This is a genomic window from Pedococcus sp. P2_E4 (genome assembly GCF_056403935.1).
This window is the reverse complement of sequence record NZ_JBFUEO010000058.1, coordinates 1-14,622: the sequence shown is the minus strand read 5'-3', so window position 1 is coordinate 14,622 and position 14,622 is coordinate 1. Positions and strand designations below refer to the sequence as shown.

The window sequence follows — 14,622 nt, the reverse complement described above, 5'->3', positions numbered from 1 at the left end:
CCGTCGCCCGGGACTGGCCGCACGTCGCCACGGCGCTCGCCACCGCATACGGGCTGGCGGGGGTGGCGTATGCCGCCCTGCCGCGCCGGCGCGCGGTGGTGGCCGTCGGGGTGGTGGCCCTCACGGGGGCCGCGTGGTGGGAGCTGGTCCGGGCCGACGTCGACACGCCCGAGGCGTACACCCTCTCGCTCGCCGCCCTCGTCCTCGGCGCGAGCCTCTGGTCGCACCGGGAGCTCGCGCGGGTGACCCGGACGGCGTCCTGGCTCGTGGCCGGACCGGGCCTCGCGATCGCCCTGCTGCCCTCCGCGGTGCTCACCGCCGCCGTCGACAACCCGCTGCGCGTGGCGTACGCCGTCGTGGGAGGTGGCCTCGTCCTCGCCCTCGGGGCGTGGCAGCGGTGGCAGGCGCTGGTCGTCGTCGGCGCGCTCACCTGCGGCTTGGTCGGCTTCACCCAGCTGGCACCCATCGTCGCCCGGATGCCCAACTCCGTGGTCATCGGCGCCGTGGGAATCACGTTGCTGGCGTTGGGAGTTCGCTACGAACAGCGCCGCGCGAACGCCCGGCAGGCCGCGAGCTGGCTCGCCTCGATGACGTAGGTGGCTGGGGGCGGACCGGCGTAGCGTCGTGCCATGTCGCAGGCCACCGACCTCGAGACCCTGTTCGCGCGAGCCGCCCAGCTGGCCGCCGACCACCGCGCCACCCTTCCGGCCAGGCGGGTCGCGGCGGAGATGTCTCGCGACGTCCTCCTCGAACGCGTCGCGAGGCCGCTGCAGGACGGTCCGACCCCGGCGGCGACGGTGCTGGAGGAGCTGGTGGCCGACTTCGATCCGGGAGTCGTCGCCACACCGGGTCCGCGGTTCTTCGGGTTCGTCATCGGTGGGGCCCTGCCCGCGGCGAGCGCTGCCGACATGGTCGCCACCGGGTGGGACCAGTGTGGTTTCAACGCCGCCCTGTCGCCCGCTGCCTCCGTCGCCGAGACCGTCGCCGGGGACTGGGTCAAGGACCTGCTGTCGCTGCCACCCGACGCCTCCGTCGGGTTCGTGACCGGGGCCCAAGGAGCCAACACGGTGGGGCTCGCAGCCGCCCGGCACGACGTCCTGGCCCGGGTGGGGTGGGACGTGGAACGGCAGGGACTGGTCGGGGCCCCGGCGATCCGCGTGGTCGCCAGTCGCGAGCGGCACGCCACCATCGACCGGGCGCTGCGCCTGCTCGGCCTGGGCACCGCCTCGGTCGTCGAGGTCGACGCCGACGACCGGGGCGCCATCGACCTCGCGGACCTGTCCCGCGTCCTCGACACCCTCGAGCCGGGGCCGCTGGTCGTGTGCCTGCAGGCCGGCAACGTCAACACCGGCGTCTGCGACGACCTGCCCCGGGCGATCGCGACCGCGCGGGCCCACGACGCGTGGGTGCACGTGGACGGCGCCTTCGGCCTCTGGGCGGCGGCGTCGCCGCAGCGGGCCCACCTGGTCGCGGGGGCCGGTCTCGCGGACTCCTGGGCCGTGGACGCGCACAAGTGGCTCAACGTGCCGTACGACTGCGGGCTCGCGATCTGCGCCCACCCGCAGGTGCAGTCGAGAGCGCTCTCCTACACCGCGGCCTACCTCACGGGGCAGGGCGGCCCGTCCCCGACGCTGGGCGACCTCGTGCCGGAGTCCTCACGCCGGGCCCGTGGCTTCACGGTCTACGCAGCCCTGCGCGAGCTCGGCCGCGACGGTGTCGCCGAGCTCGTGGAGCGCTGCTGCCGGCTGTCGCAGCGGTTCGCGGACGGGCTGCGGGCCGGCGGCGCCGAGGTCGTCGGCGAGGTCGTCCTCAACCAGGTCCTCGTGGCGTTCGGCGACGACGCCCGGACCGACGCCGTCGTCGAGGGCGTCCAGGCCGAGGGCACGTGCTGGCTGGGGGCGACGACGTGGCACGGGCGCCGCCTGATGCGGGTGTCGGTGTCGAACTGGTCCACGACGGAGGCGGACGTCGACGCCTCGGTCGCCGCGATCCTGCGCGTCGCCGCGGCCATCCCGGCCTGACAGTCGAGCGACGCCTCAGCGTCGGTTGGTCGCAGCCGCCCAGGTGTCGAGCCGCTGCGCTGCCGCGCCGCTGTCGATCGCTGCCTCCGCACGGTCCATGCCCGAGCGCACCGCGGCGACGAAGTCGGCGGAGGTGCCCCCGTGGTCCGGGGTCGTGAGGGCGAGGGCGATCCCGGCATTGAGCACGACGGCATCACGCGGCGCTCCCCGCTGACCGGCGAACACGTCTCGGGCCACCTGCGCGTTGAAGTCGGCATCCGCGCCGCGCAGCGCCTCGATGGGCTGCAGCGTGAGCCCGAGCGCCTCGGGGTCGAGCGTGCGCTCGACGACCTGACCGCCGCGCACCCACCACACCGTGGACGTGGTGCTCAGGGTCAGCTCGTCGAGGCCGTCGTCACCCCGGAACACGGCGGCATCCTTGCCGCGTCCGGCGAACACCCCCGCGATCAGTGGCGCCATGCGGGGGTCGGCGACCCCCACCGCGGCGAAGGTGGGCTGGGCGGGGTTGGTCAGCGGTCCCAGCACGTTGAACGCCGTGCCGACCCCGAGCCCGGCCCGCGCCGCGGCCGCGTGGCGCATCGCGGGGTGGAAGACCTGCGCGAAGCAGAAGGTGATGCCGGCCTCCGCTGCGACCTCCGCAACCCGGGCGGGGCCAAGGGTGAGGTTGACGCCGAGGCTCTCGAGGACGTCGGCCGAGCCCGAGCTGGACGACGCGGCACGGTTGCCGTGCTTGACGACCTTGACACCACACGCGGCGATGACGATCGCGGCCATGGTCGAGATGTTGACCGTGTGGGCGCGGTCCGCCCCGGTGCCGACGATGTCCAGGCTGGGACCGGGCACCTCGATCGGGTTGGCGTGCGCGAGCATCACGTCGGCGAGGCCGCGGAGCTCATCGACGCTCTCGCCCTTGGCCCGCAGGGCCACGAGGAACCCGGCCAGCTGCACGGGAGTCGCCTCGCCGGACATGACCTCCTGCATGGCCCACGCGGCCTGGGCCGTCGTGAGGTCCTGTCGGCGCAGCAGGGCGTCCAGCAGGTCGGGCCAGGTCGGCGGCGGACCGTCGACGCGGGCCTGCGACGACATGGCCGTCAGGACGCGCTCGGGCGCCCGGCGCGACCCAGCTGCGCGACGGCAGCCGCCAGCGCGATCGGGTCGAGCGGGTGCGGCACGGCCAGGTCGGCCAGCGACCAGGTCGCGAGCCAGCCGTCCTGCGGCCGACCGGTGAGGACCAGGACCGGGGGGCACTGGAAGATCTCGCTCTTGAGCTGACGGCACAGCCCGAGGCCACCCACGGGGGCCGCCTCGCCGTCAAGGATCAGCACGTCGAAGGACGAGCTCTCGACGGCCTCGATGACCGCCGCGGCGGTCGCGCACTCGCGCCAGGACGACACCTCGACATCGCGGGCCGGGCGACGTCCGACATTGACGCGGACCGCATCACGGGTGGTGCGGTCGTCGCTGTAGAGCAGCACCGAAATCTGTCGAACCGAGGTGTCGGCACCGGTGGCAGGCGCGTGCGAAGCGGTCATGGCGCCGATGCTACCGGTGCGGCCCCGACCCGCCCGCGGCAGCGTCCACGACAGGGCCGCGGCGGCGTCCACGACAGGGCTGCGAAGGCCGCTGCAGCGCGCGCATCCGGTGCGATTTCACACACTCGCGCGCGCATCAGGGGGTCGGCGGTGTGCCGGGCGGCGAATGTGGCAATAATGGCACCCGTGGCGACAGCATCCGCAGTGACCTCAGACTCCCCCCGCTCCCCCGGCGCCGTGGGCAGCATTCCGGGCCACGGCCCGGTCTCGCGCCCCAACATGGTGTCGGTCGGCACCATCGTGTGGCTGTCGAGCGAGCTGATGTTCTTCGCGGGGTTGTTCGCGATGTACTTCACGATCCGCTCCGTCGAGCCCGAGCTCTGGGACGAGTCGACGCAGGTGCTCAACGTGCCCTTCGCGACGATCAACACGCTGATCCTCGTGATCTCCTCGGTGTGGTGCCAGCTCGGCGTCCACGCCGCCGAGCACGGCAAGCCGCACCGTGGCGACGCCGGCCTGCTGGCGGTCAAGAGCTGGGGCATGCGTGAGTGGTACGTCGTCACCTACGTCTTCGGCGCGATCTTCGTCTCCGGTCAGGTGCTCGAGTACTCCGAGCTGGTCCACGAGAACATCACGCTGTCCTCCACGGCCTACGGCTCGGTCTTCTACCTCACCACCGGCTTCCACGCGCTGCACGTGACCGGCGGGCTGCTGGCCTTCCTGCTCATCATCGGCCGCACGTTCACGACGCGGCACTACAGCCACGCCCAGGCCGCCGGCGCGGTCGTCACGTCCTACTACTGGCACTTCGTCGACGTGGTGTGGATCGCGCTCTTCGCGACGATCTACCTGCTCAAGTGAGCCGTGATGACGGCCTGCCCCCTCCTCGCCCTGCCCGCACCGAACGACAGGACCGCACTGTGAACGCCTTGGCCGCCCGCCGCCGACACCCGGCCGCGATCGCCCTGCTGTTGCTGCTCGGGCTCATCGTGACCGGCGTCGCCTACTCGGCGCTCGCCCCCAAGCAGGCCTCCGCCTCCGCGGCAGCCAGCAGCTCGCAGGTCGAGCAGGGCAAGAAGCTCTTCCTCGCCAACTGCTCCACCTGCCACGGCGTCAACGCCCAGGGCAGCAAGGCCGGCCCGAGCCTCGCCGGCGTGGGCGCGGCTGCCGTGGACTTCCAGATGGGCACCGGCCGTATGCCGCTCGCCGCGCCCGGCGTGCAGGCCCCCCGGGTCGATGAGGTCAGGTTCAGCGACGAGGAGATCGCCGCCGTCGCGGCCTACATCGCCTCGCTCGCCCCCGGTCCCTCGATCCCCGACGACGAGGCCGCGAGCGGCAAGGGCGGTGACGTCGCCCTCGGTGGCGAGCTGTTCCGCGTGAACTGCGCCATGTGCCACAACTTCGCCGGCTCCGGCGGCGCGCTGACCCGGGGCAAGTACGCCCCGAGCCTGCGCAACATCGAGGGCAAGCACATCTACGAGGCCATGGTCACCGGACCGCAGTCGATGCCCGTGTTCAACGACGACAACATCAGCCCCGAGGCCAAGAAGTCGATCATCGCCTACCTCCACGCGGTCGACGAGCAGGAGAACGTCGGGGGCATGAACCTCGGCAACCTCGGCCCGGTCTCCGAGGGGCTCTTCGCCTGGGTCTTCGGGCTCGGCATCATGGTCGGTTTCGCGGTCTGGCTGGGCAGGAAGGCCGCCTGATGACGTCACGACAGGAAGACTCGATGAGCGAACACGGCACCACGCACGGCGAGGTGGCCACCTCCGACGGCTACGGCGCGACCGCGGTCCGTCTCGACCAGGGCCACATCGAGGGCACCGGCGGCTTCCCCGAGCGGTTCCCCGACCCGGGCCTGCCGCCGCACGTCCCGCGCATGGCCGATGTCGACGACAGGGCCGCCAAGCGTGCCGAGAAGCAGGTCGCCACGCTCTTCGGCCTGTCCAGCCTGGCCACCATCGGCTTCATCGTCGCCTACTTCGCCATCGACACCACGAGCCGTGTCTTCATCCCCGGCATCGGTGACGCCAACCTCTACAACGTCGTGCTCGGCGCAACCATGGCGGTGTCGCTGCTCGGCATCGGGGTCGGCGCGGTCCACTGGGCCAAGACCCTCATGCCCGACGCCGAGATGGTCGAGGAGCGTCACCCGCAGCGCGCCTCCGACGCCGACCGCCAGCGCGTGGTCGACGACCTCGTCGAGGGTGGGGAGGCGTCCCAGATCAACCGTCGCCCGCTGATCAAGGGCTCCCTGCTCGGCGCCCTGGGCCTGTTCGCCGTTCCGGTGGTGCTCCCCCTCATCGGTGGCCTCGGCCCGCTGCCCGGCGACGCCCTCTCCCGCACCATGTGGAAGAAGGGCGACCGGCTGGTCCGCGACCCCGAGCACACCCCCATCAAGGCCGACCAGGTCACCATCGGCTCCGTCTACCACGTGCTTCCCGAGTCCATCAAGGAGTCCGAGCACGTGCTCGAGGACAAGGCCAAGGCCGCCGTCCTCCTCATGCGCCTCAACCCAGAGGACATCAAGCCCGCGAAGGAGCGCGACTGGGGCCATGACGGCATCGTCGCCTACTCCAAGATCTGCACCCACGTGGGCTGCCCGGTGGGCCTCTACGAGCAGCAGACCCACCACCTTCTGTGCCCCTGCCACCAGTCGACGTTCGACGTGACGCAGGACTGCAAGGTCATCTTCGGCCCGGCCAAGCGGCCGCTCCCCCAGCTGAAGATCACCGTCGACTCCGAGGGCTACCTTGTGGCGGACGCGCCGTTCCGCGAGGCTGTTGGCCCGAGCTTCTTCGAGCGAGGTAGCGCATGAGCACCAACGGATCGACCACGACCACCGGCGCCGACCGGCTCCGCCGCGACGACGCCCCCGCGGCCGCCCCCACGCCCCCGGCCCTCAAGGCCGTCGGCGGCGTCGCCGGATGGCTCGACGACCGCACCGGAGCAGCCAAGCCCGTCGGCTACCTCATGAAGAAGGTCTTCCCCGAGCACTGGTCCTTCATGCTCGGCGAGGTCGCCATGTACTCGATGATCATCTGCCTGCTCTCGGGCACCTTCCTCACCTTTTGGTTCGTCCCGAGCGCCGGTCAGGTCGTCTACGACGGCTCGTACCTGCCGCTGCGTGGCGTGACCATGTCCGAGGCCTACCGCTCGACCGTCGACATCTCGTTCGACATCCGCGGTGGCCTGTTGATCCGCCAGATCCACCACTGGGCCGCGCTGATGTTCATCGTGGCGCTGTCCGTGCACATGCTGCGCGTGTTCTTCACGGGCGCGTTCCGCAAGCCGCGCGAGATCAACTGGGTGATCGGCTGCATCCTGTCGATGCTGGCCCTCGTCGAGGGCTTCGCCGGTTACTCCCTGCCTGACGACCTGCTGTCCGGCACGGGCCTGCGTGCCGCCGAGGGCTTCATGCGCTCCGCACCGGTCATCGGCTCCTACCTGTCGTACTTCGTCTTCGACGGCGCCTTCCCCGGTGAGGCGATCATCCCGCGCCTCTACTCGGTGCACATCCTGCTGCTGCCGGCGATCCTCGTGGGTCTGTTCACCGCCCACATCGGCCTGGTCTTCGTGCACAAGCACACCCAGTTCCCCGGGCCCGGCAAGACCAACGACAACGTCGTGGGCTTCCCGGTCATGCCGGTCTACGCGGCCAAGGCCGGTGGCTTCTTCTTCATCGTGTTCGGTGTCGTGGCGCTCATCTCGGCGCTCGTGACGATCAACCCGATCTGGGCCTACGGACCCTATGACCCCTCGCCAGTGACCGCCGGCTCCCAGCCTGACTGGTACATGGGCTTCGCCGATGGCGCGTTGCGACTGCTGCCCGGCTGGCTGGAGTTCAACATCGGCGGCTCCACGTGGAGCTTCAACGTCATGATCGGCGCGCTGCTGCTGATCCCGGTGATGTACGGCCTGATGGCTGCCTACCCGTTCCTCGAGCGCTGGGTCACCGGTGACACCCGCGAGCACCACCTGCTGGACCGCCCCCGCAACAACCCGACGCGGACCGCCCTGGGCATGGCCGCCCTGACGACCTACGGCGTGCTGATGTTCGCTGCGGGCAACGACCTCATGGCGATCAAGCTGGGCCTGTCGATCAACGACATCACCCACACCCTGCAGGCTGCCTTCTTCATCGCCCCGCCGGTCGTGTTCTGGGTGACCAAGCGGATCTGCCTGTCGCTGCAGCGCCGTGACCGCGACCTGGTGCTCCACGGACGCGAGACCGGCCGCATCATCCGCACCGCCGACGGCAGGTTCTTCGAGCAGCACGAGCCGCTGGACGTCTACACCCGCTGGAACCTCGTGCAGCACGACCCGCACGCCACGTTCGAGCTCACGTCCGGCACGGACGCCAACGCCGTCGCCTCGCCGACCGCGCGCAAGGACCAGGCCCGCTCCGCGGTGTCCCGGTTCTACTTCAGCGACCGGATCAACCCGGTCACGCCGGCTGAGCTCGCGGCCGCCCACCACGACGGCCACGGCCACGAGGAGATCGAGTCGGGTGCCGGTGCAGCCGCCGACTCCGGCCACGCCCTCGAGAGCTCGCGTCGCGAGCCCCCGCAGCGCCCGTAACACCAGCACGGGGTTGCTCCCCCGCACCACCAGGTATGCCGTCCGCTCACCCGAGCGGGCGGCATACCGGCGTTTGGGGTGCCAGCGGTCGGAAGTCGGGCGGACCGGCCGGGCATGGCAGGCTGTCCGCGTGGTCGAGATGAGCGCTGTCGAGTTCGAGGAGGCGGTCGGTGACGCCCTCGACGAGGTGCCGGCCGAGCTGATGCGGCTGCTCGACAACGTGGTCTTCTTCGTCGAGGACGAGCCGCCCGAGGACGACCCGGACCTGCTCGGCATCTACGACGGCACCCCACTGACCGAACGGGGTGCCGGATGGGCTGCAGGGGCGCTGCCCGACCGGATCACGATCTTCCGCGGACCCCTGACGCGGATGTGTCAGGACCGCGACGAGCTGCTGGACGAGATCGCCGTGACCGTCGTGCACGAGATCGCCCACCACTTCGGCATCGACGACGCCAGGCTGCACCAGCTCGGCTGGGGCTGAGCGCCGGGTCGCCGGCACGACGAGGCTGAGCGCCGGGCCGCCGGCACGACGGTGCCGCGCCCCTGAGGGGACGCGGCACCGGGCGCAGGAGAGGTCAGGCTCGCTTGCCTCCGCTGCTGAGCTGCACCGTCTGCTCGGCATACCCCACCGAGCAGTCGAAGGGCCCACAGGCGAACACGAACGTCACGGAGGCACCCTTGCCACCGCGGAACAGGCCGTTGGTGCTGGTCACGAGCGCGTTCCAGGAGTGCGTCTGGCCGTCGCACTGGAGCGGGCTGATGAAGAAGTCACCGTTGACCTTCACGCGGCCGACCCGCTGGGTCAGGGTCCCCTCGATGTCGCTGAAGAAGTCGTCGGCGTTGGTGCACGAGTACGTGCCGCTCAGCTTGGCGCTGCCGTCCTTGTAGGCCGTGCCGCGAGGGTTGACCGTCAACGCGACCTCGGGAGCGGGAGGAGCCGGGTCGAACACGACCTCGAGAGCGCCACCGTTGGTCGCGGTGTCCGAGAACGCGACGATGTAGTACTGCTGCCCGGCCGTCGTGGCGAAGCCCACCGTCGTCGGGCCGCAGGCGACGAGGTTGCCGTTGGCCGGGTTGCCCTCGGTGACCATGAAGCCGCCGCTGTAGTCGGAGCCGGACATGTCGGCGACGACGCCGCCGTCGGCCGTCGCGGTGTAGGTGAACCAGACGCTGGCGTTGGTGGCCGGAGCCCCGCACTGGTCGTTGAGGGCGGCATCCGTGGCGTCGGTGGTGGCTGCGCTCGTGTCCTCGGTGATCGTGGTCGGGAGGGCGGAGACGACAGTGGCCGTGGCCACCGTGTCGTTGGTGGCCGGTGCCGCCTGGGCGGCGGTGGCGAGGGCCGGCGCGAGGAGCAGCGCGGCGACGGCGGAGAGCGCGGAGCGGGACAGGGTGGTGCGAGGCAACTGCAACATGTGTCATCCCCCAGCTGAGGAGTGGACCCTTCCCCGGTGGAGGGTCGCTCAGTGAGGCTCCCACGGAGCCATGAAGGTTGCCACCCCCACTTGACACGGAAGAAGGGCCCGCCGGTCCGTGACCGGTGGGCCCCATGCGGACGCCTCAGAGCGCCCTCCAGCCTCAGACCTCAGACGAGCGCGCTCTGTTTCTTCCACCCGTCGAACGAGTACTGCCAGACGCCGATGCCCTCGGACGGCTGGAACACCCGACCGGACCCGGTGAACTTCACGACGTCGCCCGCCTTGGAGTTGGCGTACATCCAGGCTGCGTTCGCCGGCGACATGTTGACGCAGCCGTGGCTGACGTTGGCGCTGCCCTGCGAGCCGACCGACCACGGCGCGGAGTGGAGGTACTCGCCCGTCCACGTCACGCGCATCGCCGACTGGGTGGTGATCTTGTAGTAGCCGGGCTCGCCCTTCTTGATCCCGATGGACGTGGAGTCCATCACCACGGTGCCCTCCTTGCGGATGATCACCTTGATGCCCGAGCGCGTCTCCGTCTCGGGGCCGGGACGGCCGGCGCTGATCGGGATGGTGTTGATGACCTGGCCACCGCGCGTGACGGTCATGACGTGGCGCTTGATGTCGACGGTCGAGATCATCGACGAGCCGACGGTGAAGCTGGCGTTGTCGTCGTTGGCGATCCACTTGTCGGGGCCGGTCTGCACGCCGGTCAGCGGCGCGCTGATGGTGACCCTTGTTCCGGGCTTCCAGTACGTCGCCGGACGCCACATCAGCTGGCGGTTGTCGAGCCAGCCCCAGGCGCCCTTCTGGGCGGGGCTGGTCGTGACCTTGACCAGCTTCTCGACCTGGGCCCGCAGCTCGGGGGTGCTGACGGCCGAGTCGAACTGGATGCTGGCCGGCATGCCCACGCCGACGGTCTCACCGGAGTTGAGGATGCCGTAGGTCGCCGTGACCTTGGGCTTGATCGTCGAGAAGGTCGACGTGGTGGTCGACGGCGAGCCGTCCGGGCCGGTCGCCTTGGTGGTGACGGTGTATGCCGCGCTGGGCGCGAGCCGCTGGGTGCTGGTCCAGGCGCCGGTCGCGTCGACCTTGCCCTTGACGGCGCGGCCCAAGCCGTCGACGACGGTGACGTCGCCGAGCGTGCCGGTCGTGGCCTTGACGACCACGGGCTCGTTGGGCAGCACGCCCGTCGCGTCGTCGGCCGGCGACACCGACACCTCGGCCGGCGTGGGCTCGGGTGACGAGGTGGAGCTCGAACTCGAGGTGACGCTCCCGGCGACCCCCGTGGTCGACGGCGAGGCGACGGTCCCCTGGCACCCGGTCAGCGCCGCCACCGCGACCAGGGTCGCGGCCGCCGCGATACCGAGCGTCCGACGTGTCGTACCCACCACATGAGCTCCCGTGTCTGATGGGCGCGATCGTGCGCCCGCGTGCGTCTGTTGAGGTGCCACCCCCTCAGACGCCTCAGCGTGCCCACGGGTTGGCTATGCAACTGTCTGGTGACGGGCCGATCGGCGACGATGCCACCGGCCGTGGCCCCCTTGGGCCCCCTGTGCGACGTGTCCCCGCCCTGCCCGGGAGTCGCTCGCCGAGGTGATTCTACCCGCTCGACGGGGGTGCCCCGTCCAGCTGCCCACGGCAGGCAACACACGGGGGCCGGTCCGAGTGGACCGGCCCCGGGGTGCGGTGGCGTCAGGCGGGTGCGCTGTGGGGCGCTCAGACGGCGTGGGGGCCCTTGAAGTACTCGAAGGTCCAGCCGACCAGGGCGACCACGCCGAACGCGGCGCCGATGATGAACAGCCACCACCCGACCGCCAGGCCGAGGAAGCAGACGGCAGCGGCAGCAGCCAGCGGCAGCGGCCACCACGAGTGCGGGCTGAAGAAGCCGTACTCGCCCTCGTGCTCGTCGATCTCACCGCCGGGGTTGTCCTCGGGACGCTCCGGGAGCCGCCGACCGGTCACCCGCAGGTAGAAGGCGACCATCAGGCCGAGCCCGGCGGACAGGAACAGGCCGGCGGGACCGACCGGCTCCTTCCAGTCGGTGAAGATGCCGTAGACCACGCCGACGGGGGCGAAGAAGGCAGCGAGCAGCAGGAAGAGGTTGAACTCGTTCTTCATGGGTCAGTCCCGCTCCTCGTGGTAGCGACCGTGCTTCTCGGGCCCGTCGAACTCGCCCGTGTGGTGCTCGTGCTCACCGGAGTGGGCGGCGACCCGGGTCAGGGTGTCGGGGTCGGCCGCCACGTGGGCGAACGGGGAGGCCTCGGGGTGGTGCAGGTCGAACGCGGGGCGCTCGGACCTGATCCGCGGGATGGTGTCGAAATTGTGCCGCGGCGGCGGGCACGACGTCGCCCACTCGAGCGAGGCACCGTAGCCCCACGGGTCGTTGGTCTCGACCAGCGGCGCGGTGCGCCACGTCTTCCACACGTTGTAGAGGAACGGCAGGGTCGAGGCGGCCAGCAGGAACGCGCCGAACGTCGACACCTGGTTCTCGACGGTGAACCCGTCCTCGGGCAGGTAGTCGGCGTAACGACGAGGCATGCCGTCGACACCGAGGACGTGCTGGATCAGGAACGTCGTGTGGAAGCCGATGAACAGCATCCAGAAGTGGATCTTGCCCAGCGTCTCGTCGAGCATCCGACCGGTGAACTTGGGCCACCAGAAGTAGAACCCGGCGAACATCGCGAACACGACCGTGCCGAACACCACGTAGTGGAAGTGCGCCACGACGAAGTAGCTGTCGGAGAGGTGGAAGTCGAGGGCCGGGCTGGACAGGATGATGCCGGTCAGGCCACCGAAGAGGAACGTCACGAGGAACCCGATCGCCCAGAGCATGGGCGTCTCGAAGGTGAGCTTGCCGCCCCACATCGTGCCGATCCAGTTGAAGAACTTCACGCCCGTGGGCACGGCGATCAACATCGTCATGACCGAGAAGAACGGCAGGAGCACCTGACCCGTGGCGTACATGTGGTGCGCCCAGACGGTCACGGACAGCGCGGCGATGCCGATGGTGGCGAACACCAGCGTCTTGTAGCCGAAGATCGGCTTGCGGGAGAACACCGGCAGGATCTCGGAGATGATGCCGAAGAACGGCAGCGCGATGATGTAGACCTCGGGGTGGCCGAAGAACCAGAACAGGTGCTGCCACAGCATCGGACCACCGTTCTCGGGGTCGAACACGTGGGCCCCGAACTTGCGGTCGGCTCCGAGCGCGAGGAGCGCCGAGGCGAGCACCGGGAAGGCCATGAGCACCAGCAGGCTGGTGATGAGGATCGTCCAGGTGAAGATCGGCATCCGGAACATCGTCATGCCGGGAGCGCGCATGCAGATGATCGTCGTGATGAAGTTGACGGCACCGAGGATGGTTCCGAAACCACCGAGCGCCAGGCCGAAGACCCACAGGTCGCCGCCGAGGCCGGGGGTGTTGGCGGCGTCAGACAGCGGCGCGTAGGCGAACCAGCCGAACGAGGCCGCGCCGGACGGCGTGAGGAAGCCCGCCGAGGCGATGAGCCCGCCGAACAGGTAGAGCCAGTAGGCGAACATGTTGAGCCGCGGGAACGCGACGTCGGGTGCGCCGATCTGGATCGGCATGAGCGCGTTGGCGAAGCCGGCGAACAGCGGCGTCGCGAACAGCAGCAACATGATCGTGCCGTGCATGGTGAACAGCTGGTTGAACTGCTCGGGGTTGTCGACGACCTGCAGACCGGGCTGGAACAGCTCGGCGCGGATGAGCAGTGCGAGCACGCCGCCGAACATGAAGAAGAGGAACGAGGTGATGAAGTAGAGGTTGCCGATGACCTTGTGGTCGGTCGTCGTCACCCACTTGACGACCGTCTGCCCCTTGGTCAGGCGACGCGTCGACGTGGCGTCGACCTGCCGGTAGTAGGTCGAGGTGGTCTCGGTTGCCGCCGCCATCAGTTGCTCCCGCCGCTCGGGATGAGCTGGTCGTCCTCGTTCATGACCTTCTCGGGGTTGAGGGTGTTGTCGAGCTGGCCGGTGTTGCCCTTGGCCTTGAGCTCGGCGATGTGGGCGTCGTAGGCCTGCTGGTCGACGACCTTGACGTTGAAGAGCATCTGCGAGTGGTAGGCGCCGCAGAGCTCGGCGCACTTGCCCTTGAAGTCACCGGTCTCGGTGGGGACGATCTGGAACTTGTTGACCCGGCCCGGGATCATGTCGAGCTTCTGGAGGAACGCCGGCACCCAGAACGAGTGGATGACGTCCCGCGAGGTGAGCACGAACTCGACGCGCTGGTCGACGGGTAGGTAGAGCGTGGGGAGGTCCTTCTCGACGCCGGGCTGACCGGTGAGCTCGGCCTGAGTGCCGGTCTCGTAGGTGTCCTCGTTGACGTAGTTGAAGTCCCAGCTCCACTTCTTGCCGACGACGTTGACGACGACGTCGGGCTCCTTGGAGGTGTCGAGCAGCGTCGCCTCGTCACGGGCCGTGTAGTAGAAGAGCACGGCGATCATGAAGACCGGGACGATGGTGTAGAGGATCTCCATCGGCACGTTGTAGCGCAGCTGCACGGGCAGCTCGGTGTCGTCCTTCTTGCGGCGGTACGCGACCACGCACCAGAGGATCAGACCCCACACGAGCACGCCCACGGCGAGGGCGGCGATCCAGGCGCCGTTCCACAGGCTCGTGACGTGCTCGCCGTTCTCGGTGACGGCACGTGGCAGGAAGCCGTCCTGGACGCGTCCCGCACACCCCGAGAGGGTCGTTGCGGCGATCGCGACAAGGGTTGCCGTGGTCGTCCTGGCGAGGGTCCGCCGCCGGTGTGGGCGCGGCGCAGAGACGTCGTGCTGACGCAACGGTGCACCTTCTTCGAAGCAGTGATGGGCCATCGCGCCAAACCCTACTCCAGCCCCACCCCTGCGTCCGGTCAGGGTGCGACTAACGTCTGCCGTGTGGCGAATCCGACGCGGGCGTTCCTCGACGCGGCCAGTGGACCCCTGCACCCGCAGGCGCGCGAGACGCTGCTCGCGGCACTCGACGCCGGGTGGGCCGACCCCCGTCGGCTGCACGCCGAGGCCCGCACCGCGCGGCGGCTGCTCGACCAGGGCCGCGAGG

At 70.1% G+C, this 14,622-nt stretch carries 14 protein-coding genes; 7 read left to right on the top strand and 7 right to left on the bottom strand.

Translation table 11 applies throughout. The features are described from left to right. Both AC1DV7_RS17170 and AC1DV7_RS17165 read left to right on the top strand, forming a co-directional pair. Positions 1-596 (top strand): SCO7613 C-terminal domain-containing membrane protein (locus AC1DV7_RS17170; RefSeq protein ID WP_477598544.1); only part of this gene is annotated, 596 nt, incomplete at its 5' end. A 33-nt stretch (positions 597-629) separates the two neighbouring features. Then, entirely contained in the window at positions 630-2,021 is a 1,392-nt protein-coding gene (locus AC1DV7_RS17165; RefSeq protein WP_477598543.1) for a pyridoxal phosphate-dependent decarboxylase family protein, read from the top strand. 15 nt (positions 2,022-2,036) lie between these two features. Here the strand turns inward: AC1DV7_RS17165 and trpD are convergent, their stop codons facing one another. Both trpD and AC1DV7_RS17155 read right to left on the bottom strand, forming a co-directional pair. After that, positions 2,037-3,107, bottom strand: a complete 1,071-nt coding sequence (gene trpD / locus AC1DV7_RS17160; RefSeq protein ID WP_477598542.1) for an anthranilate phosphoribosyltransferase — start codon at positions 3,105-3,107, stop codon at positions 2,037-2,039. A 5-nt stretch (positions 3,108-3,112) separates the two neighbouring features. Further along, positions 3,113-3,553 carry a response regulator transcription factor gene (locus tag AC1DV7_RS17155; protein WP_477598541.1) on the bottom strand — a complete coding sequence of 147 codons (441 nt, stop codon included), beginning with the start codon at positions 3,551-3,553 and terminating at the stop codon, positions 3,113-3,115. Positions 3,554-3,730: 177 nt separating this feature from the next. Between AC1DV7_RS17155 and ctaE the strand changes: the two genes are divergently transcribed. The 5 genes from ctaE to AC1DV7_RS17130 all read left to right on the top strand — a co-directional run bounded on the left by ctaE (position 3,731) and on the right by AC1DV7_RS17130 (position 8,621). Then, positions 3,731-4,414, top strand: a complete 684-nt coding sequence (ctaE, locus tag AC1DV7_RS17150) for an aa3-type cytochrome oxidase subunit III (RefSeq protein ID WP_477598540.1) — start codon at positions 3,731-3,733, stop codon at positions 4,412-4,414. A 59-nt stretch (positions 4,415-4,473) separates the two neighbouring features. Then, the gene (gene qcrC, locus AC1DV7_RS17145) at positions 4,474-5,262 is read left to right on the top strand and encodes a cytochrome bc1 complex diheme cytochrome c subunit (protein WP_477598539.1); all 789 of its coding nucleotides are present in this window, start codon (positions 4,474-4,476) and stop codon (positions 5,260-5,262) included. Between the two features lie 23 nt (positions 5,263-5,285). Next, complete coding sequence (gene qcrA, locus AC1DV7_RS17140) at positions 5,286-6,374, top strand: cytochrome bc1 complex Rieske iron-sulfur subunit (RefSeq protein WP_477598538.1); 1,089 nt, start codon at positions 5,286-5,288, stop codon at positions 6,372-6,374. Beyond that, positions 6,371-8,137, top strand: coding sequence for a cytochrome bc1 complex cytochrome b subunit (qcrB, locus tag AC1DV7_RS17135; RefSeq protein WP_477598537.1), 1,767 nt, complete (start codon positions 6,371-6,373; stop codon positions 8,135-8,137). Before qcrA ends, qcrB begins: the two co-directional genes overlap by 4 nt. Before the next feature lie 139 nt (positions 8,138-8,276). Continuing rightward, complete coding sequence (locus AC1DV7_RS17130; RefSeq protein ID WP_477598545.1) at positions 8,277-8,621, top strand: metallopeptidase family protein; 345 nt, start codon at positions 8,277-8,279, stop codon at positions 8,619-8,621. Positions 8,622-8,715: 94 nt separating this feature from the next. Here AC1DV7_RS17130 and AC1DV7_RS17125 read toward each other — a convergent pair whose 3' ends face one another. From AC1DV7_RS17125 to ctaC, 5 genes are all read right to left on the bottom strand, one after another. Further along, entirely contained in the window at positions 8,716-9,552 is an 837-nt protein-coding gene (locus AC1DV7_RS17125; protein WP_477598536.1) for a DUF6299 family protein, read from the bottom strand. 170 nt (positions 9,553-9,722) lie between these two features. After that, positions 9,723-10,946 (bottom strand): L,D-transpeptidase, encoded by a 1,224-nt coding sequence (locus AC1DV7_RS17120; RefSeq protein WP_477598535.1) that lies wholly within the window; start codon positions 10,944-10,946, stop codon positions 9,723-9,725. Between the two features lie 328 nt (positions 10,947-11,274). Beyond that, positions 11,275-11,676: a cytochrome c oxidase subunit 4 gene (locus tag AC1DV7_RS17115; protein WP_477598534.1), complete on the bottom strand. Its 402-nt coding sequence runs from the start codon at positions 11,674-11,676 to the stop codon at positions 11,275-11,277. Between the two features lie 3 nt (positions 11,677-11,679). Beyond that, on the bottom strand, positions 11,680-13,470 hold the full coding sequence (ctaD, locus tag AC1DV7_RS17110) for an aa3-type cytochrome oxidase subunit I (protein WP_477598533.1): 1,791 nt from the start codon (positions 13,468-13,470) through the stop codon (positions 11,680-11,682). Then, the gene (ctaC, locus tag AC1DV7_RS17105; protein ID WP_477598532.1) at positions 13,470-14,363 is read right to left on the bottom strand and encodes an aa3-type cytochrome oxidase subunit II; all 894 of its coding nucleotides are present in this window, start codon (positions 14,361-14,363) and stop codon (positions 13,470-13,472) included. Before ctaC ends, ctaD begins: the two co-directional genes overlap by 1 nt. Positions 14,364-14,622: the final 259 nt, after the last annotated feature.

Coding starts and splice junctions, on each gene's coding strand:
- AC1DV7_RS17165 (WP_477598543.1), top strand. CDS start 630: ATGTCGCAGGCCACCGACCTCGAGACCCTGTTCGCGCGAGCCGCCCAG.
- trpD (WP_477598542.1), bottom strand. CDS start 3,107: ATGTCGTCGCAGGCCCGCGTCGACGGTCCGCCGCCGACCTGGCCCGAC.
- AC1DV7_RS17155 (WP_477598541.1), bottom strand. CDS start 3,553: ATGACCGCTTCGCACGCGCCTGCCACCGGTGCCGACACCTCGGTTCGA.
- ctaE (WP_477598540.1), top strand. CDS start 3,731: ATGGCACCCGTGGCGACAGCATCCGCAGTGACCTCAGACTCCCCCCGC.
- qcrA (WP_477598538.1), top strand. CDS start 5,286: ATGAGCGAACACGGCACCACGCACGGCGAGGTGGCCACCTCCGACGGC.
- qcrB (WP_477598537.1), top strand. CDS start 6,371: ATGAGCACCAACGGATCGACCACGACCACCGGCGCCGACCGGCTCCGC.
- AC1DV7_RS17130 (WP_477598545.1), top strand. CDS start 8,277: ATGAGCGCTGTCGAGTTCGAGGAGGCGGTCGGTGACGCCCTCGACGAG.
- AC1DV7_RS17125 (WP_477598536.1), bottom strand. CDS start 9,552: ATGTTGCAGTTGCCTCGCACCACCCTGTCCCGCTCCGCGCTCTCCGCC.
- AC1DV7_RS17115 (WP_477598534.1), bottom strand. CDS start 11,676: ATGAAGAACGAGTTCAACCTCTTCCTGCTGCTCGCTGCCTTCTTCGCC.
- ctaD (WP_477598533.1), bottom strand. CDS start 13,470: ATGGCGGCGGCAACCGAGACCACCTCGACCTACTACCGGCAGGTCGAC.